The sequence below is a fragment of the Corallococcus macrosporus genome, assembly GCF_017302985.1.
GTDB lineage: Bacteria > Myxococcota > Myxococcia > Myxococcales > Myxococcaceae > Corallococcus > Corallococcus macrosporus_A.
Genome location: NZ_JAFIMU010000015.1, coordinates 95,677 through 118,945 on the forward strand (window position 1 = coordinate 95,677; position 23,269 = coordinate 118,945).

At 70.4% G+C, this 23,269-nt stretch carries 19 protein-coding genes; 6 read left to right on the forward strand and 13 right to left on the reverse strand.

Annotation, left to right across the window (positions count from 1 at the left end; translation table 11 throughout):
• Positions 1–279 precede the first annotated feature (279 nt).
• The 5 genes from JYK02_RS36105 to JYK02_RS36125 all read right to left on the reverse strand — a co-directional run bounded on the left by JYK02_RS36105 (position 280) and on the right by JYK02_RS36125 (position 5,770).
• Positions 280–1,434, reverse strand: coding sequence for a glycosyltransferase (locus JYK02_RS36105; protein ID WP_207057509.1), 1,155 nt, complete (start codon positions 1,432–1,434; stop codon positions 280–282).
• The gene (locus JYK02_RS36110; RefSeq protein ID WP_207057510.1) at positions 1,424–2,707 is read right to left on the reverse strand and encodes an O-antigen ligase family protein; all 1,284 of its coding nucleotides are present in this window, start codon (positions 2,705–2,707) and stop codon (positions 1,424–1,426) included. Before JYK02_RS36110 ends, JYK02_RS36105 begins: the two co-directional genes overlap by 11 nt.
• A 214-nt stretch (positions 2,708–2,921) precedes the next feature.
• Positions 2,922–4,583, reverse strand: a complete 1,662-nt coding sequence (locus tag JYK02_RS36115; RefSeq protein ID WP_207057511.1) for a DUF6178 family protein — start codon at positions 4,581–4,583, stop codon at positions 2,922–2,924.
• 39 nt (positions 4,584–4,622) lie between these two features.
• Positions 4,623–5,243, reverse strand: coding sequence for a ribosome biogenesis GTP-binding protein YihA/YsxC (gene yihA / locus JYK02_RS36120; RefSeq protein WP_207057512.1), 621 nt, complete (start codon positions 5,241–5,243; stop codon positions 4,623–4,625).
• 11 nt (positions 5,244–5,254) lie between these two features.
• On the reverse strand, positions 5,255–5,770 hold the full coding sequence (locus tag JYK02_RS36125; protein WP_207057513.1) for a multiheme c-type cytochrome: 516 nt from the start codon (positions 5,768–5,770) through the stop codon (positions 5,255–5,257).
• 135 nt (positions 5,771–5,905) lie between these two features.
• Between JYK02_RS36125 and JYK02_RS36130 the strand changes: the two genes are divergently transcribed.
• The 6 genes from JYK02_RS36130 (at position 5,906) to JYK02_RS36155 (ending at position 14,564) form a co-directional block, all read left to right on the forward strand.
• A complete protein-coding gene (locus JYK02_RS36130) occupies positions 5,906–6,388 on the forward strand; it encodes a hypothetical protein (RefSeq protein WP_207057514.1) in 483 nt (160 codons plus the stop codon).
• Positions 6,389–6,391: 3 nt separating this feature from the next.
• Complete coding sequence (coaE, locus tag JYK02_RS36135) at positions 6,392–6,988, forward strand: dephospho-CoA kinase (protein WP_207057515.1); 597 nt, start codon at positions 6,392–6,394, stop codon at positions 6,986–6,988.
• Between the two features lie 23 nt (positions 6,989–7,011).
• Positions 7,012–8,178, forward strand: a complete 1,167-nt coding sequence (locus JYK02_RS36140; RefSeq protein WP_207057516.1) for an SDR family oxidoreductase — start codon at positions 7,012–7,014, stop codon at positions 8,176–8,178.
• 543 nt (positions 8,179–8,721) lie between these two features.
• Positions 8,722–13,584 (forward strand): myxosortase-dependent M36 family metallopeptidase, encoded by a 4,863-nt coding sequence (locus JYK02_RS36145; protein WP_207057517.1) that lies wholly within the window; start codon positions 8,722–8,724, stop codon positions 13,582–13,584.
• Between the two features lie 99 nt (positions 13,585–13,683).
• On the forward strand, positions 13,684–14,079 hold the full coding sequence (locus JYK02_RS36150; RefSeq protein WP_171413492.1) for a MaoC family dehydratase: 396 nt from the start codon (positions 13,684–13,686) through the stop codon (positions 14,077–14,079).
• 2 nt (positions 14,080–14,081) lie between these two features.
• Positions 14,082–14,564 (forward strand): FAS1-like dehydratase domain-containing protein, encoded by a 483-nt coding sequence (locus tag JYK02_RS36155; protein WP_207057518.1) that lies wholly within the window; start codon positions 14,082–14,084, stop codon positions 14,562–14,564.
• An 18-nt stretch (positions 14,565–14,582) separates the two neighbouring features.
• Here the strand turns inward: JYK02_RS36155 and JYK02_RS36160 are convergent, their stop codons facing one another.
• The 8 genes from JYK02_RS36160 to JYK02_RS36195 form a co-directional block, all read right to left on the reverse strand.
• Entirely contained in the window at positions 14,583–15,365 is a 783-nt protein-coding gene (locus tag JYK02_RS36160; protein ID WP_207057519.1) for a tetratricopeptide repeat protein, read from the reverse strand.
• Between the two features lie 3 nt (positions 15,366–15,368).
• Positions 15,369–17,216: a molecular chaperone DnaK gene (gene dnaK, locus JYK02_RS36165; RefSeq protein ID WP_207057520.1), complete on the reverse strand. Its 1,848-nt coding sequence runs from the start codon at positions 17,214–17,216 to the stop codon at positions 15,369–15,371.
• A gap of 18 nt (positions 17,217–17,234) precedes the next feature.
• The gene (locus tag JYK02_RS36170; protein WP_207057521.1) at positions 17,235–18,551 is read right to left on the reverse strand and encodes a tetratricopeptide repeat protein; all 1,317 of its coding nucleotides are present in this window, start codon (positions 18,549–18,551) and stop codon (positions 17,235–17,237) included.
• Positions 18,552–18,644: 93 nt separating this feature from the next.
• The gene (locus JYK02_RS36175; RefSeq protein WP_207057522.1) at positions 18,645–19,871 is read right to left on the reverse strand and encodes an aspartate aminotransferase family protein; all 1,227 of its coding nucleotides are present in this window, start codon (positions 19,869–19,871) and stop codon (positions 18,645–18,647) included.
• A 58-nt stretch (positions 19,872–19,929) separates the two neighbouring features.
• Positions 19,930–21,327 carry an ATP-dependent protease ATPase subunit HslU gene (gene hslU / locus JYK02_RS36180; protein ID WP_207057523.1) on the reverse strand — a complete coding sequence of 466 codons (1,398 nt, stop codon included), beginning with the start codon at positions 21,325–21,327 and terminating at the stop codon, positions 19,930–19,932.
• 12 nt (positions 21,328–21,339) lie between these two features.
• A complete protein-coding gene (gene hslV, locus JYK02_RS36185) occupies positions 21,340–21,867 on the reverse strand; it encodes an ATP-dependent protease subunit HslV (protein WP_207057524.1) in 528 nt (175 codons plus the stop codon).
• A gap of 79 nt (positions 21,868–21,946) precedes the next feature.
• Entirely contained in the window at positions 21,947–22,336 is a 390-nt protein-coding gene (locus JYK02_RS36190; RefSeq protein WP_242589589.1) for a DUF1801 domain-containing protein, read from the reverse strand.
• Between the two features lie 14 nt (positions 22,337–22,350).
• A complete protein-coding gene (locus JYK02_RS36195) occupies positions 22,351–23,253 on the reverse strand; it encodes a tyrosine recombinase XerC (protein WP_207057525.1) in 903 nt (300 codons plus the stop codon).
• Positions 23,254–23,269: the final 16 nt, after the last annotated feature.

Below are 23,269 nucleotides of genomic sequence, written 5' to 3' on the forward strand. Positions count from 1 at the left end.
AACCCCTGCGCACCCGCGGTGATTCCTGCACCCGCCTGATCCGCCACCACCAGGGTGGGCACTCGCCGTGTCACCGGCAACGCCCGAGGCGCCATTACCACACCCCGCTCACCAATCTCCACGAAAATCGTGCTATTCCCATCTATAACCTGCGCACACGCAGGTCCCTGCGAGGGAACCGCCTCCCCCTTCCTACGAACGCGCCCGCCCCCAATTGCTTGAGGACGGGCGTGCATTATCCGGATCGGTCTGACATTTCCCGGCCCTGGAGGGCGGGTTTCAGAGGGGCGGCAGCCCTGCCACCTGGCGGTACAGCGCATCATGCCGCCGCACCAGCTTCTCCAGGGACAGCTCCCGGGCGACGAAGCCCCGGGCGGCCTTGCCCATCTTCCGGGCCTCCTGGGGGTTGGCCAGCAGCCGGCGGAAGGCCTGGGCCAGCTGGGCGGGCCGCTCCGGCTCCACCACCAGGCCGCGCTCGCCGTCCGTGATGAGGTCCGGATTGCCGCCCACCCGCGTCACCACCATGGGCAGCCCGGCCGCCATGCCCTCCATCACGGCGTTGGACATGCCCTCCGCGGTGGAGCACAGGACGCCAAAAGTCGCCTGCCCGTAGAGGGCCGGGACGTCGCGGCGGTGCCCCAGGAAGTGCACCGCGTCCGCCACCCCCAGCTCCTGCGCCAGCTTCTCCAGCTCCGGCCGGCGCGGACCGTCTCCCACGAGCCAGGCGTTCAGCTTCGTTCCCTCATGACGCAGCATGGCAATCGCGAGGAGCAGGTCCTCCTGCCGCTTCACGGGGTGGTTCATGTTGGCGACGTGGATCACGGTGGGCACGCCCCCCGTGTCCGGAATCGCGTCCTTGAGCCCCTCCGCCGCGCGCGCGTCGAAGCGCTGGAGGTCCAGGCCGTTGTGGATGACGGAGATGCGCGAGGCGGGCAGCCCCTCTTCCTGGATGAGCAGCTGGCGGATGGCCTCCGCGTTGGCGACGACGTGGTCCGCCATGCGCGTCATCCGCGCGTGCAGCATGCGGCGGGCCTTGCCCTGCCAGTGGGACAGGTCCAGCCGGCCGACGATGACCTTCGCGCCCGCGAGCTTCGCGGCCGGCACCGCGAGGATGCTGGAGTAGAAGTCGTGCACGTGCACCAGCTGCACGCGGTTGGCCTTGAACCAGCGGGACATCCGGTGGATCTGCAGCAGCGTGTTGGCCTTCAGCAGGGACCCCTCGAGGGAGAACACCTCCGGCGCGTGGCCCAGCTTCCAGACCGACTCCATCAGCGGCCCTTCGCTCTCCAGCACCGACACCTGCAACTGGTAGCTGGAGGGCAGGCCTCGCAGCAGCTCCAGCACCTGGACCTCGGTGCCGCCAATGTGGAACGACCGGGTGAACTGCACCAGGCGGAGGGGCTCCTGCCCCATCCGCGCATCCTCACGCCGCATGCCCAGACCCCTCCCACGTGGCCACCGGCGCGGGACTCATCGCCGGCTGCCTCCCCACCGCCAGGGCGCGCTCCCGTGCCTGCGCGATGCGGTGCGCGCTCGCGGCCAGGCCGAAGAGCACGTAGCAGTGCGCGGACAGGATGTAGCCCGAGAACAAGTCACAGATGAGGTAGCCCGCCACCGCCGCGGAGAGCGCTCTGGCGAGCCACCCCATTTCCGAGTCCGCCGACGCGGCCACCGCCCCGCCCACGGCCCCGCCCGAGAACACCAGGAAGCACAGGAGGCCAATCCACCCGAGCTCCCCGATGACGTCGAGGAAGATGTTGTGCGCCACGTAGGCGCGGTGCGCCTCCGGCGGCGCGTACTGGAACCAGGCGTAGCGGAAGCCGCCCGCGCCCACGCCCAGCAGCGGCTTGTCCAGGCTCATGCGGCTGGCCACCTGCCACGCGTAGACGCGGCCCATGGCGGACGCGTCCTCGTGGAACGTCGTCACCGTCTCATTGCGCTGCCAGAAGCTCTTGGGCGCGAACACCGCCAGGCCCAGCACGAACACGGTGCCCAGCACGATGGCCTGCATGCGGCGCTTCTCGCGGATGGCCCACATGGCCATCGCCACCGACAGACCGATGAAGCCGCCGCGCGAGTGCGACAGCACGATGGCCACCACCGCCAGCACCGCGGACACCGCGCACAGCACGCGGAACAGCCACGGGGTGCTCTTGCGCGCGAGGAACGCCACCGCGAGCGGCACCACCAGCACCATGTTCATGGCCATGTGGTTGGGGTCCGCGTACACGCCGACCCAGCGCGAGCGGAAGCCCTCCACCATGTTCTCACCGACGAGGTACCAGTTGATGACGCCAATGGACGTCACGATGGCGCCCAGCACCATGGCGCCGCACACCACCGCCAGCCGCTTCGCGCTGGTGATGACGTTGACGAGCGTCAGGTAGATGGCCGTCAGCTTCAACAGCTCCACGCCCTGGAAGCGCGTCACCTCCGGGTTCACGCTCCACGCCACCGAGCAGAACGCCAGCGACGAGAACGCCAGCAGCGCGATGCCCCGCGCGCCGTCGAAGAAGATGGGCTCCGCCTTGCCAATGCGGCGCATCACCATCAAACCCGCGCCCAGCCCTGACGTCAGCAGCGCGAGCCGCAGCGGCTCCAGCGCGGGGATCCACTCACCCGGCACCGCGTACATCACCGCCGCGAACCCCGCGAGCATGTAGAACGCCAGTACGTCGCGACGCTGCCCCTCCGCGCCCGGTCCCATGTACCCCACTCCTTCGCTGTCGGTCGCTCGTCCCGTCACACGCGTGCCCCTGGCCGTCGTCGAATCCCGGCCGTTTGCGGTTCGCAAACGGCATACAGCTAGCGGGCAAGGGGCAAAGCAGCGCGCGTGCCAGGGGATGGCAGCGAAGAAGGCCCGTGTCTTCGGGCGGTTGCGGGATCACCCCGGACCGCCGGGCCGGGCAAGGCTGAAAAAGCTACGGGACCGGCGCGCTCTCCATCGGTAGCACCGCGGAGGCGATCACATCCAGGCGCCCCTCGCGCAGCCACGCCGGGCCCAGCTCCGACAGCAGCCGCGCCAGCGTGACGTTCACCACCCGACGCAGCTCCTCGCGCGCCGCCTCCGGCACCGAGGGCGCCAGCGCCGCCACCGCGCGCTCCGCCGCGCTCGCCCTCAGGCGCGGGGACTCCGGGGTGCCCTCGAAGAGGCGCTGCCCCAGCTCCACCGTGCGCCCCAGCGGCACGGGCCGCACGTCCACGCGCTCCTCCAGCACGGCCATGGACACGCCCGCCGCCCACAGCCGCTCCACGCCCAGCACGTCCAGCGACACGCCGAAGCGCGCCAGCACCGTGCGCGCCGCGTCCTCGTTGCCCCCCAAAAGCGCGCCCAGCGCCGCCACCTGCGCTTCCGCGCGCGCGAGCAGCACCTCCGAGGCGGCCACCTCCCGCAGCGAGCGGAACGGCACGGCCTCCGCGCCGGGGACGCGCAGGGCCCGGCGGGGACGCTTGCGGCGCAGGGCCTCCAGCGCGGCGGCCTCCTCCGGGAGCACCAGCGGCACGTCGTCCAGCTTCACGAAGGGCGCCTTGAAGAGGCGGTCCGCGCGGTACTTGAGCTGGAGCGTCAGCGTGAAGCCCACCTGGAAGACGCGGCGCAGGGGCGTGTCGCGCAGCACCTCCGGCGCCTTCGCGGGGTCGGCGCCCGTCAGGTGCTCCAGGCCCAGCGACAGGTAGTCGCGCACCCATTCACCCACGCGGCGCACGGCGTCCAGGTCGCCCGGGTCCCCCAGCTCCGCGACGAGCACCGCGTTGGCCACCTCGCGCAGCTCGTCCTCCGCGTTCATCCGCTCCACGTCGGACAGGTCCCGGAAGGCCGCCTCCAGGTAGTCCACGTGGTGGCCCGGGGCGGTGAGCGCGGGCGTCCCGGTGCCCGTGGGGCGCGGCGGCACGTCCACGCGGCTGAAGAGGGACAGGGCCTCCTCCAGCGAGGGGAAGCCCAGGTCGGACAGGCGCGCGCGGCGGAACTGGAACGCGGTCTCCTCCAGTTCGGAGGGAATCTCCCAGCGCACCGCTTCGAAGAGGCGCACCGCCTCGAAGGGGTTCTCCGCGATGAGGTCGTTGAGGAGCGCGCGCATGGCGGACATCTCCACGCCCTCCACCTTCAGCTCCACCAGGTAGCGGCCCTCCGGGGTCTCCAGCGTCACGCCCTGCGGGTTGACGTCCGGGTTCTCCTCCAGGTCGTGGACGACGGTGAACTCCTTGAGGAGCGTCTCCACCACCTCCAGGTCCACCGCGTGCACCTTGCGCAGGAAGTCCTCCTGCTCGTCGCCGCGGGCGGCGCGCAGCCAGGTGAGGACGGCGTGCGGCTCCAGCTTGTCCTTCGCCCAGCCACCCAGGTCCACGAAGGTGCGGAACTGCGCGGGGGAGGCCAGCTGCACGAGCTCCGTCGTGTCCGCCAGCCCCACCTCTTGGATGGTGACGTAGAGGTCCTCCGCCGGCAGCGAGCGCACCAGCGCGGCCGTGTCCTCCGCGTCGAAGAGCGCCGCCACCCGCTGGCGCGGGGACAGCCGCATCAACCGCTGACGCTCCTCGCGGGGCGCGAGGGGCGAAACACCACCGTTCGTCTTGCCGTTCTGGGACACGCCGCGGGTGCTACCACAGCCCGCCCGGCCCCGGCAGCCTCAGACGCGGGTGGCCTTGCCGAAGGTGTCCAGCAGCGTGCCCCAGACCTCCTCCACGCCCAGCTTCTCCGTGGAGGAGAACGGGATGACCGCCTCGCGGGGCAGCTCCAGCTGGTCCGCCAGCTTGTGCAGCCGGGGCTTGCGCTGCGCCTTCGTCAGCCGGTCCACCTTGGTGGCCACGACGAGGATGCGGCGGTTGTGCTCCTGGAGGTAGTCCAGCGTCTGCATGTCCTCCGGCGTGGGCCCCACCTCCGCGTCGATGATGCTCACCACCACCTCCAGCCGGTGCCGGTTCTTGAGGTAGGTGGTGATCATCTCCTGCCACTGGGCCTTGTCCGCCTTGCTCGCCTTGGCGAAGCCGTAGCCGGGCAGGTCCGCCAGGCGCACCGTGTGGCGCACGCCGTCGCGGTCCAGGTCCACGTCGAAGAAGTTGAGCGTGCGGGTGCGCCCCGGCGTGTTGGACACGCGCACCAGCTTCCGCCGGTTCGTCAGGGCGTTGATCATGGACGACTTGCCGACGTTGGAGCGGCCGACGAAGGCCACCTCCGCGCCGTGGTCCGTGGGCAGCCCCTTGAGCTCCACGGCGGTGGTGATGAAGCGGGCGTCGAGGATCTTGATCAAGCGGAGGTCACTTACTTCTTCGCCGTGGCGGGAGCCGGCGTCGTGGGTGCAGGGGTGGCGTCCGCGCGGGTCTGCTTGCGGGCGCGCTCGGCGGACCAGTGGTCGATGGCCTTCAGCGCTTCCTTGAAGTCGAACGGGCGCAGGGACGGCGACGAGGCGTCATGGCAGGTGCGGCACTGCTTCTCGGAGGGGTCCACCAGCCCCACCAGCCGCGCCAGCTCCGGGTCCTTCATGACGTAGGACGGCGAGTAGTACTGCCCGCCGCCGTGGCACGTCTCACAGGTGACGGCCGCCAGCTGCTGCTCGGCCTGGTCCGGCGCGTGGCAGGACAGGCAGCGCGCGTCCTTCTTCTGCCCCTCCGCCAGCGTCTCCGTCGCACGGGCGTGCTTGGACTTCATCCACGCGTCGTACGCCTCCGGGTGGCAGCCCTTGCAGCTGTCGGGACCCGTGAAGTCCGCGGCGCCAGCGATGCCACCCCACACGGCGAGCAGGAGGGCGGAAAAGACCCGGAAGGCACGAGAAGACATGCCTTGAGCACGTAGCAGAGGCCCCTGGAGGGGGCAAGGCGTCTCGTTCGTGATTGAATACCGGGTGGACAGGTGCGTGGCTTGAGGTAACGGACCTTGAGGCGCGCCTGCCTGATCCGCTAGGGAGGAGTCGAGATGCGGACCCCCGTGATTGCCGTCCTGTTCGCCGTTGCCGTCCTTGCCGTCTCCCTGCCTGCTTCCGCCAAGCCGTGGCAGGGCATCGAGCCCGGGTCCTCCAAGAAGGAGGACGTGGTGAAGAAGTTCGGGGAGCCGTCCCGGACCATGAGCCAGGAGGGCAAGGAGATCCTGGCCTACTTCGCCAAGGAAGCCATCAAGGGCACCACCCAGGCCCAGTTCAAGGTGGACCCGGCCACCCAGTTGGTGGAGCGCATCGACGTGTTCCCCGCGCCCGTCATCGAGAAGGACACCATCGAGAACAGCTACGGCCCCGCCTGCCCGGCTGGCGCCATGCCCGCCACGCCCTGCTACCTGCGCAAGCTCACGGACGACTTCCGCACCTACTTCCTCTACGTGAAGCTGGGCGTGGCCATCTTCTTCAACGAGGACGGCAAGACGGTGCAGTCCTTCGTCTTCACCACGCCCAAGGCCGCGAAGTAGCCCGTGCACGTCTTCGGCCTGACGGGCGGCATCGCCTCCGGCAAGAGCACCGTGAGCCGGATGCTGCGGGAGCTGGGCGCGCGCGTGCTGGACGCGGACGTGCTCGCCCGGGAAGTGGTGGAGCCCGGCACGCCCGGCCTCCAGCGCATCGCGGAGCGCTTCCCCGGCGTGGTGGGCCCCGACGGCCGCCTGGACCGGGTGAAGCTGGGCGCGCACATCTTCGCGAACGCCGAGGAGCGGGCCGCCCTCAACGCCATCGTGCACCCGGAGGTGCGCGCCCTCTTCCTCCAAAAGCTCCAGGCGCTGGAGGCCGAAGGCATCACCCACGCCGTCTACGACGTACCGCTCCTGATTGAAACGGGGCTGCACCAGGCGATGGCGGGCGTGGCCGTGGTGTGGGTGCCGCGCGACGTGCAGAAGGCGCGGCTGATGGCGCGCGACGGCCTGGACGCGGCCCAGGCGGAGGCGCGGCTCCAGGCGCAGATGGCGCTGGACGACAAGCGCGCGCACGCGACGTGGGTCATCGACAACAGCGGAACCCCTGAGTCCACCCGTCCCCAGGTAGCGGCGGTGTGGCGGGCGATGCTCGCGCACGGCTGACGGGCGGTTATGCTGCGCCGCGCATGAGCGAGACGTCCACGACGCGGAACAAGCCTGGCACCTACTTCATCACCGGCTACCCGGGGTTCATCGGCAAGCGGCTGGTGGAGCACATCGCGCGGGAGGACCCGGCAGGGCACATCTACGCGCTGGTGCAGCCCAAGGCCTTCAAGGAGGCGCAGGCGCTCGCCGCGAAGGTGGAGGGCGCGCGCGTGGAGCTGCTCACCGGTGACGCGGTGGACATGCACCTGGGCCTGTCCGGCGAGGAGTACCAGCGCCTGTGCGAACAGGTGACGGACATCTTCCACCTGGCCGCCGTCTCGCAGCTGGGCGTGCCCAAGGAGACCGCGTGGCGCGTCAACGTGGACGGCACGCGCAACCTGCTGGAGCTGGCGCGCGACTGCGAGAACCTCTCGCGCTTCAACTACTTCTCCACCTGCTACGTGTCCGGCGACCGCGTGGGCGTCATCGCCGAGGACGAGCTGGACCGGGGCCAGTCCTTCCGCAACGCCTACGAGGAGACGAAGTTCCAGGCGGAGCGGCTGGTGCAGCGCGCGGCGGCCACCCTCCCCGTCACCATCTTCCGGCCGTCCAGCGTGGTGGGTGACTCGCGCACGGGCGAAATCGATCGCTTCGAGGGCCCCTACTACCTGGGCATCCTGCTCGTCACGTCCCCGCTGGTGGTGCCGCTGCCCTTGCCGGGCAACGGCGTCGCGCCGCTCAACGTCGTGCCGGTGGACTTCGTGGTGCAGGCCGTGTGGCGGCTGTCGCGCGACGCGCGGGCCCAGGGGCGCACCTTCCACCTGGTGGACCCCAACCCCATGAGCGCGCGGCGCGTGTACGAGCTCATCGCGGAGAAGGCCCACAAGCGGCTGCCGCGCTTCAACCTGTCCGCGCGCGCCGCGGACGTGATGCTGCGGCTGCCCGTGCTGGAGAAGCTGGCGCGGCCGCAGCGCGCCGCCATCAGCTACGTGAACCACCTGGCCATCTACAACTGCCACAACACGCTGGAGCTGCTCGACGGCACCGGCGTGCGCTGCCCGCCGCTGTCGTCGTATCTGGATCAGCTCGTCGCCTACGTGCGTGAGCAGTACAAGCAGCGCAAGGAAGGCGCGGAGGTGGAGGATCCGCTCGACCACGGACCGCTGCCCTCGCACGACGAAGCGCCGGCGCCGCGCTCGCGGCGCTGAGCAGGGTTTGCGCCCGGGCGCAAGGTGCGGCGCGGCGCCCGGTTCACGCTCACGACCGCCCGGCTGCTACGGCTTATTCCAGACTGACAATTGTTACTGGATTGCTAACGCAGAGTTGCAGGGCCCCCCTCTTTTCAACGAAACAGTGTCCTGGTTAGCATGCGCTCCCACTGAACCTGGCGCGGTGAACACAACCGCGCCTGCGAGAGTGGGTTGGAGAGCAGCGCTTGCCGGTGACCGTTGACAGTGGATTCAAGTGGGCCGCCCCGGGTTCGGGTGTCGCGGCCCCGCTGTCCGGCCCGTCGAAGCGCTCCGCGCCCATCCTGTTCGTGTTTCACGTCAAGCCATTCCACGCGGGTCCCCGCCGTCGCGTCGTGCATGCGACCTCTGGCGTTGGGAAGCGTTCCCTATCGGGCTGTTGTTCCTCCGCGGCCCGCAATCCGTAGGGCGAGGCCCGCCGCCCCCGGCGGTCCTCTCCTCATCGCAGTCGTCGTCTCGCAGTCCCCTCGTCCGGCAGTTCATTACCCCCAAGAAGGAAGGCGCATGCGTCTCAGGGAAAAGCTGTTGACCAGCCTGCTGCTGGTGCCCGTCGCGGGTACCAGTGCGTGGGCCAAGGAGCGGTCGAACTTCGACGCGTTCCTGGAGCAGCGGGAGTCCCGCCCGCTGTCCGTGGATTCCGCGGCGGCGGCGTCGCGCGGTCTCCGCATCGAGCAGACCGAGCAGCGGCTCGGCGTGCCCACGTTCGCGTGGGCGGCCCAGGACGGTGCGCAGTCCAAGTCGGTCATCCGCTCCGGCATGACGGCGGAAGCCGCGGCGCGCGCGCACCTGCAGAACGTGGCGGACAGCTACCGGCTGTCGCGCACGGACGTCGCGGGCGCCACGCTGCGCTCGCTGCATGACACGGGCAAGGGCGCGGTCGTCGCCACGTTCCACCAGACGGTGAACGGCATCCCGGTCTTCCGCAACGAGGTCAAGGTCATCATGGGCCAGGACCAGCGCCTGGTGGCCGTGAGCGGCTACCTGGCCCCGTCCGAGCTCACGCAGGCCGCGCGCGCCAAGTCCCGCACCGGCGCCTTCAGCCTGGGTGCCGCGGACGCGGTCGCCTCCGCGTTCAAGGACATGACGGGCACCAGCGCGCCGGCGGCGTCGTTCGTCAACGCCGGCACGAAGGGGGACCACACCTTCTTCGCGCTGAACCCTGCCGCGAAGGCCGCACTGCCGCAGGACCTGGTCTCCCCGGCCCGCGCCCGCCAGGTGTTCTTCACGATGGCGGACGGGCTGGAGCCCGCCTGGTACGTGGAGGTCAACGCCGGCCCCAAGGCCGCGCGCTCCAGCGACTACTTCGGCTACGTCATCTCCGCGACCACCGGCCAGGTGCTCTTCCGCAACAACCTGACCGTGGACGTGGCCGCCGAGCCCTTCACGTACAAGGTCTACGCGGACGCGGCGGCGCCGTACATTCCCGAGGACGGTCCCCAGGGCAATGACATGACGCCCCACCCCACGGGCCTCCCGGACGGCTCGCAGGCTCCGCTGGGCCGCGCGGCGAAGGACATCTCGATCACGAACATCCCGTTCACGCACAACGACCCGTGGCTGCCGAACAACGCCACGGCGACCACGGGCAACAACGTGGACGCGTACGCGGACCTGGAGCTGCCGGACGGCTACCAGCCCAACTCGGGGGACATCCGGCCGACCGTCACCTCGGAGCGGACCTTCGGGTACGTCTACGACACCTCCCTGGCCCCGGACGCGAACACCACGCAGGCCAAGGCGGCGGTGGTCAACCTCTTCTACGTCAACAACTTCCTGCACGACTGGTTCTACGACGCCGGCTTCGACGAGGCCTCGGGCAACGCCCAGTCCGTCAACTACGGCCGTGGCGGCGTGGAGGGAGACCCCATCCAGGCGCAGGGCCTGGACGTCGGCGGCCGCAACAACGCGAACATGAGCACCCCGTCCGACGGTGCCTCGCCGCGCATGCAGATGTACCTCTTCACGGGCACGCCGGAGCTGTCCGTGAAGTCCCCGGCGGCCATCGCGGGCGTCTACGAGGCGTCCTCGGCCAGCTATGGCCCCGCGAGCTACGACGTCACGGGTGACATCAAGAGTCCTGCCGCGGACGACACCAACAAGCTCGGCTGCGACCCCTTCCCCGCGGACACCTTCAAGGGGAAGATCGCCCTCATCGACCGCGGCACGTGCAACTTCGTCGTGAAGTCGCGCAACGCCGAGGCAGCGGGCGCGCTCGCCACCATCATCGGCAACAACACCACGGGCAGCCCCATCGCCATGGGCGGCAACGGCGTGGACGACGCGTTCGTCACGACGCCGTCGCTGATGATCACCCAGGCAGCGGCCGCGGCCTGGCGGGCGCAGCTGGCGAACGGCGAGGTCAACGTGACGCTGCGCAAGTCCCCCAAGGAGGACCGCGACGGCACGCTGGACAACGCGGTCATCGCGCACGAGTGGGGCCACTACATCTCCAACCGCCTCATCGGCAACGCGGCCGGCCTGTCGAACAACCAGGGCCGCTCCATGGGCGAGGGCTGGGGCGACTTCACCGCCATGCTGATGCAGGTGCGTGAGGAGGACCGCAACAAGGCCGGCAACAACCAGTTCCAGGGCGTCTACGGCGACGCGGGCTGGGTCAGCAGCGGCGGCAAGAACCAGGGCTACTACTACGGCCTGCGCCGGCTGCCCTACACGACGGACCTGACCAAGAACGGCCTGTCGCTGCGGCACATCGCCAACGGCACCGCGCTGCCCGCCAACGCGAACACGTCCGCGCTGACCGGCGCCAGCAACAGCGAGGTCCACAACGCCGGTGAAATCTGGGCGTCCATGCTGTGGGAGTCCTACGCGAGCCTCCTCAACGCCTACCCGTTCGCGGAGGCCCAGGACCGGATGAAGCGCTACATCGTCGCCGCGTACAAGGCGACGCCGAACGCGCCCACCTTCCTGGAGGCGCGCGACGCCCTCCTCGCGGTGGCGGCGGCCAACGACCCGGCCGACTACAGCCGCTTCGTGGCGGCCTTCGCCAAGCGCGGCGCGGGCTTCGGCGCCAAGGTGCCGGACCGCAACTCGTGGGACCACTTCGGCGTGGTGGAGAGCAAGGTCACCGGCAACACGATCGAGGTCACCGGCCTGAGCCTGGATGACAGCAAGTCGGGCTGCGACAAGGACGGCGTGCTCGACGTGGGCGAGGAAGGCCTGCTGCACCTGACCGTGCGCAACGTGGGCGGCGGCGCGATCGGGGCCTTCACGGGCACCGTCAGCACCAGCAGCACCACCGCGACGCTGGCCTTCTCGGGCAGCCCGACCGCGACCGTGTCCGTGCCGGCGCTGGCGCGCGGCGCGGAGGCGAAGATCACCGTGCCGGTGTCCCTGACCGCCGTGTCCGGGGCCGGTGCCACCGCCAAGCTGAAGATCGTCTTCGACGAGGCCAGCCTGCCGGCGGCGGTGAAGACGGTGTCGTTCGATCCGCGCGTCAACTACGACGACGTGCCGACGTCCGGCACGACGGAGTTCTTCAAGAACGGCCTGAGCGCGTGGACGGTGTCGGAGAACTACACCGCGGGCGGTGACTGGAAGGTCATCCAGCTGGGCACCGACAGCATCGCGCACGCTGACGACGCCAACGCTCCGGGCGAGATGACCCTCACGAGCCCCTGGCTGTCGCTGAGCGCCACGGAAGGCTTCTACTTCGCCTACTACTTCCGCCACTCCTTCGAGTCTGACTACACGGCGGCCGCGACCCCGTTCGACGGTGCCACGGTGGAGTACAGCACCAACGGCGTGTCGTGGGCGAACCTGAACACGCTCACCGCGAAGCTGCCGACCGTCGCGCCGAAGTACCACACGGTCGCCATCTCCACGGGCGGCGGCAACCCCATCGAGGGGCAGCGCGCCTACGCCCGCGCGTCCGCCGGGTTCCCGGGCTTCAACGTGGAGGAGTTCGACTTCAAGGACTACTTCCAGAAGCAGGGCATCATGCGCGTCAAGCTGCGCTTCCGCGTGGGTGCGGACGCGGGCCAGGGTGCGTACGGCATCGACATCGCGGAGCCCACGCTCGAGGGCGTGACCCCGGTGTTCTCGTCGCAGGTGGATCAGCCGGCGGCCGCGGGCGAGTGCAACCAGCGTCCGGTGGCGAACGCCGGCGTCCCGCAGGTGGTGTCCGAGTTCACGACCGTGAACGGCCAGCAGCAGCGCACCACGGTGACCCTCAACGGCACGGGCAGCTTCGATCCGGACGCCGCGTCGGGTGACGTGCTCACGTACCAGTGGACGCAGGTGGGCGGCCAGGCTCCGGTGACGCTGACCGGCGCGGACACCGCCACGCCGACCTTCGTGACGGACGTCGCCTTCACCCAGTACCTCACATTCCAGCTGGTGGTGACGGACGCCAAGGGCAAGACGAGCCTCCCGAAGACGGTCGACATCGGCGTGAACAACGTCAACCGCGCGCCGGTCGTCGTCGCCACCGCGACGGAGACGGTGAACGAGGGCGGCACGGCGGAGCTGGACGCTTCCGGCTCCACGGATCCGGACGGCCAGGCGCTGACCTACGCCTGGGCGCAGACGGCCGGCGACGTGAAGGCGACGCTGACCAACGCCAACACGGCCAAGGCCACGTTCACGGCTCCGGAAGTGACGGAGGACACGCAGCTGACCTTCACGGTCACGGTGTCCGACGGCGCGGCCTCCACCAAGCAGTCGGTGGCGGTGACGGTGAAGAACGTCAACCGTCCGCCGGTGGTGGACGCTGGCGCGGATCAGGAAGTGGCGGCCCGTGCGGAGGTGACGCTGTCCGGCACCGCCTCGGACGCCGAGGGTGACGCCATCACCTACGCCTGGACCCAGGTGAGCGGCACGTCGGTGACGCTGTCCGGTGCCGACACGGCCACCGCGAAGTTCACCGCCCCCAACGTGGCCGCGGACGAGGAGCTGTCGTTCCGCCTCACCGTGACGGCCGGTGGCGAGTCCGCCTCCGACCTGGTCAACGTGAAGGTCAGCGTGGACAACCGCGCGCCGACGGTGTCCGGCACCACCAGCACCGCGACCGAGGGCGACAAGGTGAGCATCACCACCAACGCCAAGGATCCGGACGGTGACGCCCTCACCTACGCGTGGACCCAGACGGGCGGCCCGTCCGTGACCCTCACGGGCGCCAACACGGCCAAGCTGGAGTTCACCGCGCCGAGCGTGAAGGCCGACACGGACCTCACCTTCAGCCTCACGGTCACGGACACCCACGGTGCTTCCGCGGGCCCTGCGACCTACACGGTGAAGGTGAAGAACAAGGGCGGTGGCTGCTCGTCCACGGGCGGCTCCGCGGGCGGCATGGCGCCGCTGATGGCGCTGTTCGCGGCGATGGCGCTGGCGCGCCGTCGCAAGGCGTAAGCCGGCGCTTCGTCCTGAAGCCCTGAAGTGACCGGGGGCGGTCCTCACGCGAGTGGGGGCCGCCCCTTCTTCGTTTCCTGCGGTAGGCTTCCGCGCCTCATGGCACGCACGTTCCAGGTGGGAGACACCTTCACCCACGTCCGCCAGTGCGACCGGCTGCGGCCGGTGTATTACGCGGGCGCTTCCGGGGACTACAACCCCATCCACATCGACCCGGAGGTGGGGAAGCTCGCCGGCTTCAACGGCGTCATCCTCCAGGGGCTCTGCACGCTGGGCTGGGCCGTGGAGGCCGTGGCCGTCTTCGTGGGCGACCCGGGCCGGGTGCGCCGCGTGAAGGTGCGCTTCTCCCGGCCGGTGCTCCCTGAAGACACCGTCACCTTCCAGGGCCGCGTCACCGCCGTCGCGGACGGCCGGCTGACGACGGAAGTCACCGCCACCAACCAGCGCGGCGAGCCCGTCCTCCGGGGCGCCGTCGTCGAAACCTCGCTCGGATAGCCATGGCCCTGGACCCCAAGTTCGTCGGCCGTGCGTACGGCCCCTTCACCTACGAAATCGGCCGGGAGAAGCTGCGCGAGTTCTCCCTCATCCTGGGCGGCGCCGTGCCGTCCGCGGGCACCTTCGGCGAGCCGCCGGAGCACGTGAGCCCCCTGCTCTACTCGCAGGAGGCGGCCCAGGCGGGCCCCTACGGCGACGTCATCGCCTTCCCCAGCTTCGCGGTGGTGTTCGCCATCCGCCCCTTCAGCGCCGCCATCGCGGACCCGGAGCTGGGCGTGGACCGCGTGCGGCTGGTGCACGGGGAGCAGGAGCTGGAGTTCCTGGGCGTCATGCGCCCCGGGGACGTGCTCACCACCACCGGCTCCATCACGGAGCTGTACCGCAAGGCCGGGATGGACTTCCTCGTCGTCACCACGGAGACGCGCAACGCGAAGGGCGAGCCCGTGGTGCGCGGCGTCTGGACGGCCGTCATCCGCCCCGCGTGACGCAAGAAGCGCGGCGGCCTACTCGCCGGGGGCGATGATGCCCTCGTCGAGCAGCTGCGCGAGGATGCGCGCGGTGTCCAGGCGCGACATGCCCGACAGCGCGAAGAGGTCGTCGAAGCTCACCGCGCCGTCAATCTGCGCCAGCACGAAGCCCGCGCGGTGGTCCAGGTTGAGCCAGATGATGTCATCCGGTTGCAACCGCACGCGCGGCATGCGGTTCAGGTCTCCCAGCCGGGCCTCCAGCATGGACACCAGGATGCGCTCGCTGCGGTCGCGCAGCGCCTCCACGCGCGGGTTCTCCGGCGCCAGCGACTGCGCCCGGCGCAGCAGCTCCACCGCGCCGGAGTGGTCATCCAGCGCCAGCAGGTCCTCCGCGCCGCGCAGCAGGCTCTCCACCTCCGACCCCTCCGGCAATCCCCCCGCCGGGGTGAAGGTGTCCGGCAGCCCGAACTCCTGCGTGCGGTGCGCCTCCGCGATGAGGTCCAGCGCGTCGCCGCGCATGCCCGTGCCCTCGGGCAGGCTCACGGACTCGCGCAGGGGCGCGGCCACCGGGCCCGGCGTGGAGGGACCGGCCCAGGCGCCCCAGTCCACCTCCTGATCGGGGCTCGCCAGGTTCCAGCCGGTGTCCCCGCTGCCGCCCTGCTCCGCCGGACCGTCGCGGCCCAGCAGCCGGCGCGCGCGCACGTTGCCGGGGTCCAGCTCCAGCGCCCGCGCGAACAGCTTCTCCGCGCCGGCCATGTCGCCACTCAGCCGCAACAGCAACCCGGCTTCGACCAACGCCTTGGCCCGGATCGCGTTCATGGGCTACCTCCCCGGCGTCCCGCGCAAGCCGGCCGAGCGCAACAGCGGCAGGCTCTGGGCCAGGGCCTCGCAGGCCCGCGTGAGCGCGCCCACGTCCTCCGTGCCGCGCGCCTGACGCGCATGGTCCAGGGCGGCCTCCGCGCGGGCGATGACGTCCGGCGACAGCCCTCCGGCCCCGGGCATGAGCCGCACGCGGGAGAGCGCGTCCACCAGGTCGCGCGCCAGGGTGTCCAGCTCCACGCGCTTGGACTTCAGCTCCTCCGTGTTGCGCGCCGCCACCAGCCAGTCGCGCTGCTCGTCCATGATGCGGCGCAGCTCGTCCTCGGTGAGGCCGCTGGAGGCGGTGACGGTGATGGACTGGCGCAGCCCCGTGTCGCGGTCGCGCGCGGACACCGACACGATGCCCTCCGCGTTGATGTCGAACGTCACTTCAATCTCCACCTGTCCGCGCGGCGCCTCGCGCAGGCCGGTGAGGAGGAACTCGCCCAGCAGCTCGTTGTGGTGGGCCAGCTCGTGCTCGCCCTGGAGCACCATGATCTTCACCGTGCGCTGGAAGTCCTTGGAGGTGGCGAACACCTCCGTGGCGGACGTGGGCACGGTGGTGTTGCGCGGAATGAGCCTGCGCACGTAGCCGCCCGCGATGGCCACGCCCATGCTCTGCGGCGTGACGTCCAGCAGGAGCAGCTCGCTCTGCTGCCCCACCAGCGCGTGCGCCTGGATGGCGGCGCCCAGGGCGACGACCTCCTCCGCGTGCACGCCCTTGCAGGGCTCGCGGCGGAAGTACTGGCGCACCTGTTCGATGATGCGGGGCATGCGCGACATGCCCCCCACGAGGATGACCTCCTTGAGCTCCGAGGGGCGCACCTTCGCCTCGCCCAGCACCTCCGAGGTGATGCCCACCAGGCGCTCGCCCAGGTCCGCGGTGAGCTCCTCCAGCTTCTCGCGCGTGAGCGTGGACTGCAGGTGCAGCGCGGCGCCTCCGCCCGGCGGCGTGCAGATGAAGGGCAGGTGCAGCTGCGTCTCCTTCACCGACGACAGCTCCACCTTCGCCTTCTCCGCGGCGTCCTTCAGCCGCTGCAGCGCCATGCGGTCCTTGCGCAGGTCGATGCCGTGCTCCTTGGCGAAGCCGAACACCATCCACTCGATGATGCGGTGGTCCCAGTCCTCGCCGCCGAGGAAGGTGTCACCGCCGGTGGCCACCACGTCGAAGATGCCGTTGTTGATCTCCAGCACCGACACGTCGAAGGTGCCGCCGCCCAGGTCCAGCACGGCGATCTTCCCGTTCACCGTGCGCCCGAAGCCGTAGGCCAGCGCCGCCGCGGTGGGCTCGTTGATGATGCGCAGGACTTCCAGCCCGGCGATGCGGCCCGCGTCCTTGGTGGCCTGGCGCTGGCCGTCGTTGAAGTAGGCCGGCACGGTGATGACGGCCTGGGTGACGGGCCGACCGAAGTGCGCCTCCGCGTCCGCCTTCAGCTCCGCCAGAATCATGGCGCTGACCTCCGGCACGGCGAGGTCGCGGCCCGCCAGCCGGATGCGCACGTCGTCGTGCGCGCCGCACACCACCTGGTACGTGAGCGCGCGCATCGCGTCCTGCACCGGGTGCGAGGAGAACTTGCGGCCGATGAGGCGCTTCGCCGCGGACACCGTCTCCTGCGGGTTGGTGATGGCCTGCCGCTTGGCGATGCCGCCCACCAGCCGCTTGCCGTTCTTCGACACCGCCACCACGGACGGGGTGAGAGGCTGGCCGGTGCGGTTCTTGATGATGATGGGCTGACCGTCCTGCACCGTGGCGACGAGGCTGTTCGTCGTCCCCAGGTCGATGCCAATCAGCGGTTCGGGCTCAGCAGCCATGGGGATGCCTGCACCTCATCACGTGAACGTCCAGCGCAGCTTCTTGAGGGCGGCGCGAGCGTCGGCGTTGTCCGGATCCAGGCGCACGACCTCCTCGAAGTGGTGCTTGGCCTGCTTCTTCTGCCCCGCCACCAGGAGCAGCTGGCCCAGCAGCAGCTGGTAGTCCGCGCGCCCCGGCTTCAGCTCCACCGCGCGCTGCGCGAGCTTCAGCACCTCCTGCGGATCCTGCGTCAGCTCCCGCCCCACGCGCGCCGCCTGGAAGGCCGCCTCCGGATTGTCCGCGTTGAGCGACACGGCCAGCCGGTACGCCGCCTGCGCGCCGGCGAAGTCGCCGCGCATCTCCAGCTCCTGACCGCGCGTCACCTCCGCCTGCGCGCGGTGCAGGTCGTGCTTGCGGCGCGCCTCCACCAGCAGCTGCGCGACCTCGCGGTTCTTCGGATCCAGGCCCAGCACGTGGTTGAAGTCCTGGTAGGCCCGCTCGAAGTCCCCGCGCGCGGTGGCCGCCTTGCCCCGGGCGATGAGTTCCGTGAGCTTGTGGCTGCGCGCCATGTACGGGTGGCGCGCGAGGCGGGCCTGGCGCTCGGCGCGGCGGGCCTCGGACTCCGGATCGTCCGCGGGCGCGGCGGCCGGAGGCGGCACCGCGGCGAAGGCCCCCGACGGCGGACGCGCGCCCGAAGGCGCAGGCGGAGTCACCGCCGCGAAGGTGCCGGACGGCGCGCGCGGGGCGGCAGGAGGCGGCGTGGCCGGAGCGCGTGCGGCCGGGGCCGGGGGCGCGGCGGGCGCGCGCGGCGGCTCCTGGCGGCTGAGGGCGTTGTGGGCGTCCGTGAGGCGCTTGAAGATGCGCTCCAGCCGGGCGCGGAAGCTGCCCAGGTTCTTGCCGAAGTAGCGGTCCGGGTGGAAGCGGCGGGAGGCGTTGTAATAGGCCTGCTTCACCTCCTGGGGGCTGGCGCCCCGGGCCACGCCCAGCACCGCGTGGTGGTCCATCCCGTCCAGCGAGCGCTCCATCTCGATGATGTCGCGCTTCTGCTCGGGATCCAGGTCCACCTCCTCCGCCATGGCGGCGTCCACCGTGGGGGCGGCGGGAGGGGCGCGCTGCACCACCCGGGCGGGCACGATGGCCCCCTTGGCGCGCAGCGACAGCAGCACGGCGATGGTGCGGGCCTCGCCAAGAGAGGAGCGGGACAGGACGGCGTCGATGCGCTCGACGCGGCCCACCAGTGCCAGCACCGAGCCCTCCTCCGGGCTGAGCTGGAGTCGGGCCGGGTCCAGTTGGGGCACCGTCGCGATGTGGTCGGTCCTGCCCCCCAGGCCGACGATGGGGTTGGGCGCGCTCAAGGTGTCACGTTCCGCAGGCTGGCGAATCCCCGAGTGTAGGTGTCCGGGAAGCGGGGCGTCAAACTTCCCGGGTCCGAAAGGCCCCGCCCCCTTCTACAGCGTGGAGAGCACACGCTGGAGGATGCCCAGCGCTTCGTCCAGTTCCTTCTGGGAGATGATGAGCGGCGGCGCGAAGCGCAGGGTGGTGTCCCCGGCGGCGTTCACCAGCAGGCCGGCCTCGCGCAGCTTCGCGATGACGGGGGCGACCTCCCGGTCCAGCTCGACGCCCAGCAGCAGCCCCTGCCCGCGCACGGCCTTGACGCGGCCTTCCGGCAGCGAGGCCTGGAGCGCGCGCGCCCCGGCGAGGAAGTGCTCGCCCTTGGCCTGCACGTCCGCCAGGAAGCCGGGCTGGCGCAACAGGCGCATCACGACATTGCCAGCGGCGGCGGACACCAGGTTGCCGCCAAAGGTGGAGCCGTGGGTGCCCGGGGAGAGGCTGACCGCCAGCTCCTCGCGGCACAGCATGGCGCCGATGGGCAGCCCGTTGCCCAGGGCCTTGGCCAGGCTGATGGCGTCCGGCCGGATGCCGTGGTGCATGAAGCCGAAGGGCTGGCCGGTGCGTCCCATGCCCGTCTGGACCTCGTCCACGAGCAGCAGCAGCCCCTGCTCGTCACAGAGGGCGCGCAGCCCCTGGAAGAAGCCCGGAGGCGCCAGGCGCACGCCGCCCTCGCCCTGGATGGGCTCCACCAGGATGGCGGCGGTGTTCGGCCCGATGGCGCGGCGGACCGCGTCCACGTCGCCGTAGGGCAGGTGCCGGAAGCCCTGGGGCAGCGGCTCGAAGCCGGCGTGGTACTTCGGCTGGCCGGTGGCGGTGACGGTGGCCAGCGTGCGGCCGTGGAAGCCCTTCTCGAAGGAGAGGATCTCGAAGCGCTCCGGCGTGCCCCGGTCCTTCATCACCTTGCGCGTGAGCTTGATGAGGGCCTCGTTGGCCTCCGCGCCCGAGTTGCAGAAGAACGCGCGCGGCAGCCCGGCCCAGGCGGTGAGCTGCTCGGCCAGGTCGATCTGCGGCTGCGAGTAGAAGGCGTTGGAGACGTGCCACAGCGTGTCCAGCTGCGCCTTGGCCGCCGCGACCATCTCCGGGTGGCAGTGGCCCAGGGCGCACACGGCGATGCCGCCGATGCAGTCCAGGTACGCCTTGCCATCCGCGTCCCACACCCGGGTGCCCTGCCCGCGCACGAGCGCGATGGGTTGCTGCTTGTAGTTCTGCAGCAGGTGCTGCTTCGCCTTCTGGATGAGGGGCTCGTTGCCAGGGGCGGAGGCGGGGGACGGCGGCGCTTGCAAGGTGGTGTACCTCTCTCTTCGTATGACGCGGTGGGACGACGCGGCGGACCCTACCGCGCTAGAGGATGTAGCGCGACAAGTCCTCGTCCTGGACGATGGCGCCCAGCCGCTCGCGCACGTAGGCGGCGTCCACCTGGAAGTCGCGCGGGCCCAGTTCGCTGGCCGTGAAGGACACCTCGTCCAGCAGGCGCTCCAGCACGGTGTGCAGCCGCCGGGCGCCGATGTTCTGCGTGCGCTCGTTGGCCTGCTGGGCGATGCGGGCCACTTCCGCCACCGCGTCGTCCGTGAAGGACAGGCGCACGCCCTCCGTGGCGAGCAGCGCGGTGTACTGGCGCATGAGCGAGTTCTTGGGCTCGCGCAGGATGCGCACCAGGTCCTCGCCGGACAGCGCCTCCAGCTCCACGCGGATGGGGAAGCGGCCCTGGAGCTCCGGGATGAGGTCCGAGGGCTTGGAGACGTGGAACGCGCCCGCGGCGATGAAGAGCATGTGGTCCGTCTTCACCTGGCCGTACTTCGTGTTGACGGCCGAGCCTTCGACGATGGGCAGGATGTCGCGCTGGACGCCCTCGCGCGACACGTCCGGGCCCCCGCCGCCCTTGCCGCCCTCGCGGCTGGCGATCTTGTCGATTTCATCGATGAAGACGATGCCGTTGGACTCGGCGCGCGCCACGGCCTCGCGCTGGACGCGGTCCGGGTCCACCAGCTTCTGCGCCTCCTCCGCGCGCAGCACCTGGAGGGCTTCGGGCACGCGCAGCTTGCGCTTCCGGGTGTTCTTCATGCCCGGCATGTTCTTGAAGAGGTCCTGGAGGTTGACGCCGATCTCCTCCATGCCCTGGCCGCCGAAGTTGCGCATGAACGTGGGTGAGCTGTCGCTGGTCTCCACCTCCACGGTCTGATCATCCAGCGTGCCGGCGCGCAGCTGGGCGCGCAGCTTCTCCCGCTCGCTGTCGCCCAGCGGCGAGGGCGCTGGGGGCGGCGGGGGCGAGAAGCCGAACGGAGGCGACGCCGTCGTGCGCGACTGGCCGCCGTTCTTGAGCAGGTCCATCAAGCGATCCTCGGCCAGCTCCTCCGCTCGCGGCTTGACCTTCTCCGTCTCCTCCTCGCGCACGAGCGCGATGGCGGCTTCGACGAGGTCGCGGATCATCGACTCGACGTCGCGGCCCACGTAGCCCACTTCCGTGAACTTGCTGGCCTCCACCTTCACGAACGGGGCCTGGGACAGCTTCGCCAGGCGGCGGGCGATCTCCGTCTTCCCCACGCCGGTGGGGCCGATCATGATGATGTTCTTCGGGTAGATCTCATCCCGCAGGTCGTCCGGCACCTGCTGGCGGCGCCACCGGTTGCGCAGCGCGATGGCGACGGCGCGCTTGGCGTCTTTCTGTCCGACGATGTAGCGGTCCAGCTCGCTGACGACCTCGCGAGGCGTGAAGGCGGACAACTTGCGCGATTCGGCCACGGGGCGGTCCTCTCAGAGCTCTTCGTAGGTGACGTTGGAGTTCGTGTAGACGCAGATGTCCGCGGCGATGGCCATGGCCTGCGTGCAGATGTCGCGGGCGGACAATTGCGAGTGCGCCTGGAGGGCGCGCGCGGCGGCCAGCGCGTAGTGGCCACCGGAGCCCACGGCGGCGATGCCGTGGTCGGGTTCGATGACGTCGCCCGCGCCGGACAGGATGAAGGTCTTCTCCTTGTCCGCGACGATGAGCAGCGCCTCCAGGCGGCGGAGGAAGCGGTCGGTGCGCCAGTCCTTCCCCAGCTCCACGCAGGCGCGGGCGAGGTTCTTCTGGTGCTCCTTGAACTTGGCCTCGAAGCGCTCGAAGAGCGTGAACGCGTCCGCGGTGCTGCCCGCGAAGCCGGCGATGATCTGTCCCTCGCCGATGCGGCGCACCTTGCGCGCCGTGTTCTTCATGATGGTCTTGTCGAGGCTGACCTGACCGTCGCCCGCGATGACGACCTTCCCATCGCGGCGGACGCAGAGGATGGTGGTTCCGTGGAACATGCCGGGGGTTTAACAAGCCGGACCGCTCCGGACTTGGAAAAACCGCCTGGCTGTCCGCTCCCTCACCCTGGGGACGCGCTCAGGTCGCGGTGGCCTTCATCCAGCGGCCCACCAGCTTCACCAGGGTGGCCTTCTTCGCCTTCACCGTCTTCGCGTCTGGCAGCGTCACGACGCCCCGGTCCGGCGCCAGCCACTCCACGAGCCCGGAGTCGTCCTCGAAGGCGAAGCCCTTCGTGTCCTTCACCTTCGCGCCCCGGTGGAGGATGACCTGGAAGATGCCCTTGGGGGCCAGGCGGAACGTGACGCGGTCATCACCCGAGTGCACGAAGCTGGGCGCCTTCCACTTGATGCGCTCCGTGATGCTCGTGTCGGAGGCCAGGATGGCCGTGCGCACGGCTTCAATCTCCGCCTTCAGCGGGTGCTCGAGTTCCGCCATGTACTGGTCGACTTCGTCGCTGCGGTTCGCCATCCCCTGCCCCTTCGTCACGCGCGCGGATGCGCGGCGTCGTAGACCTCTTGCAGCTGCTCGAAGGTCACGTGGGTGTACTTCTGCGTGGTGGAGAGGCTCGCGTGGCCTAGCAGCTCCTGGATGCTGCGGATGTCCGCGCCGCCGCCCAGCAGGTGCGTGGCGAATGAGTGGCGCATCGCGTGCGGGCTCACCTTGCGCGCCAGGGCCAGCTTGAGCACGTACGCGTCCAGGTGCCTGGCGATGCTCCGGGGCGTCAGGCGCCCGCCGCGGAAGTTGAGGAACAGCGCGTCCGGGTCCTGGCCGTCATGCACCGTGGCCAGCAACTCGCCGCGCCGGGCAAGGTACGCCTCCAGGGACTGGATGGCCTTCGCGTTGAGCGGGACGAGCCGCTCCTTACTGCCCTTGCCCATCACCCGGACAATGCGGCTGCTTCGCTCCACGCCCAGGAGGTCCAGCCCGCACAGCTCGCTGATGCGCAGGCCGCCGCCGTACAGCATCTCCAGGATGGCCTTGTCGCGAAGCCCCAGCACCGTCTTCACGTCCGGCATGTCGAGGATAGCGAAGACCTCCTCCACCGGCAGCACCTTGGGCAGCGACTTCGGCAGCTTGGGGCTCTTCACCAGCTTGGCGGGGCTCGCGGACAGCAGCTTCTGCCGCACGAGGTACTTGTAGAACGACTTGATGCTCGCCAGCCGCCGCGCGCGGCTCGAGGGCGCGTGGTCCACCGCCAGCGTGCCCAGGTAGCCGCGGATGGCCGCGTGCGTACCCGCGAGCAGCGACAGCTTCATCCGCTCCACCAGGTAGCGCTCGTAGTCCACCAGGTCGATGAGGTAGTTGCGCACCGTGTGAGGGGATGCGCCCTTCTCGCCTTCGAGGTGGACCTTGAACTGCTCCAGCAGCGGGGACAGGGTCGACATGGTCGGGGAAGACTAG